The sequence below is a fragment of the Vibrio sp. HI00D65 genome (genome assembly GCF_001635455.1).
Taxonomy (GTDB): domain Bacteria; phylum Pseudomonadota; class Gammaproteobacteria; order Enterobacterales; family Vibrionaceae; genus Vibrio.
The window spans coordinates 1-957 of the sequence record NZ_LWEH01000332.1 but is presented as its reverse complement, the minus strand read 5'-3'; the positions used below and the strand labels follow the sequence as shown (position 1 = coordinate 957).

The window sequence follows — 957 nt, the reverse complement described above, 5'->3', positions numbered from 1 at the left end:
AGTTATGTATAGTTTTTATAATAAAGCGTTCTTATCAGAGGGCTTTTCCCAAGTCCAAACTGCAATCACATACTCCTCTTGGGCAGCAAGCATGAAGAATGCTGAAGTTAATGATGGCGCGATGCTAGTCTTAGCACAAAAATGGGCACAGGCTTTAATGGGAGTATATACTTGCGTTGGTTCAGTTGAATGTACAAATTGGCTTGTGTCTGAACAAGGTGTTTCTGAAGCTCAAATCACTGAGCTTAAAGACATTATCAACAAAGCTAATAGTTAATCGTGTAATTTTCACATAACAATCTGTTTAAGAGTGATTCGCAACGCTTGGCATTTTTGCTATGCGTTGCGTTTTGTGTTTAAGGTGGTATGCGGGAGCTTCGGTATTGCGTTGCTCACACCTTAACAGGGCGTTATATTTTCTTTAGGCTCCTTGTAAATTATGAGTAATGAACCAGTTTCAGGAATAAAACTAAGTCAAATTATTGAACGTAAGTTATCATTTCTTTTAAGTAACGAAATAAGCCCTTGGGATGGTGATAACTATGACTTAGGTGAAAGAGATGCATTACAAAAAATGCTATCTGATTCAGTGCAGATGTCGGAAAAGGAGTTTGAAGAAAAATATTTAGCAGAGGTAAATAGGTTAAAAAAGCGCATTGAAGGAAAGGACTTTTCCGAGAAGGATAACGACGATTACTATGAGTCATTTAGCAACACTTTAGTCTCTATACTCGCCCTCATAAACCCAGCTAACCTTTATGACTTGGAAGATGAGTAGTGAAAATATAACAAGCTGTTTATGGAATGGACGTCTTAATGCTTGGCTGGCGCTCATTCTTCGCTATTATAGCCAAGCTTAATCCGCCCCATAACAGGGCGTTAAGTGCTTGGAGATATGTGGAGGTGGAACTTCTATGTTTATTCTAATTGGTTCTATAGCTATGCTATTAGCAATGA

2 protein-coding genes are annotated in these 957 nt (G+C 38.1%); both read left to right on the top strand.

Annotated features, from left to right (window positions below; translation table 11 throughout):
* Positions 1 to 277, top strand: a 277-nt coding sequence (locus A3712_RS19660; RefSeq protein WP_231891846.1) for a hypothetical protein, incomplete at its 5' end; no start/stop codon positions are given.
* Between the two features lie 162 nt (positions 278 to 439).
* Entirely contained in the window at positions 440 to 778 is a 339-nt protein-coding gene (locus A3712_RS19655) for a hypothetical protein (protein ID WP_063524728.1), read from the top strand.
* The last annotated feature ends 179 nt before the right edge of the window (positions 779 to 957 follow it).

Excerpts from the sequence above, each read along its gene's own strand:
- A3712_RS19655 (WP_063524728.1), top strand. The coding sequence starts at position 440 with ATGAGTAATGAACCAGTTTCAGGAATAAAACTAAGTCAAATTATTGAA.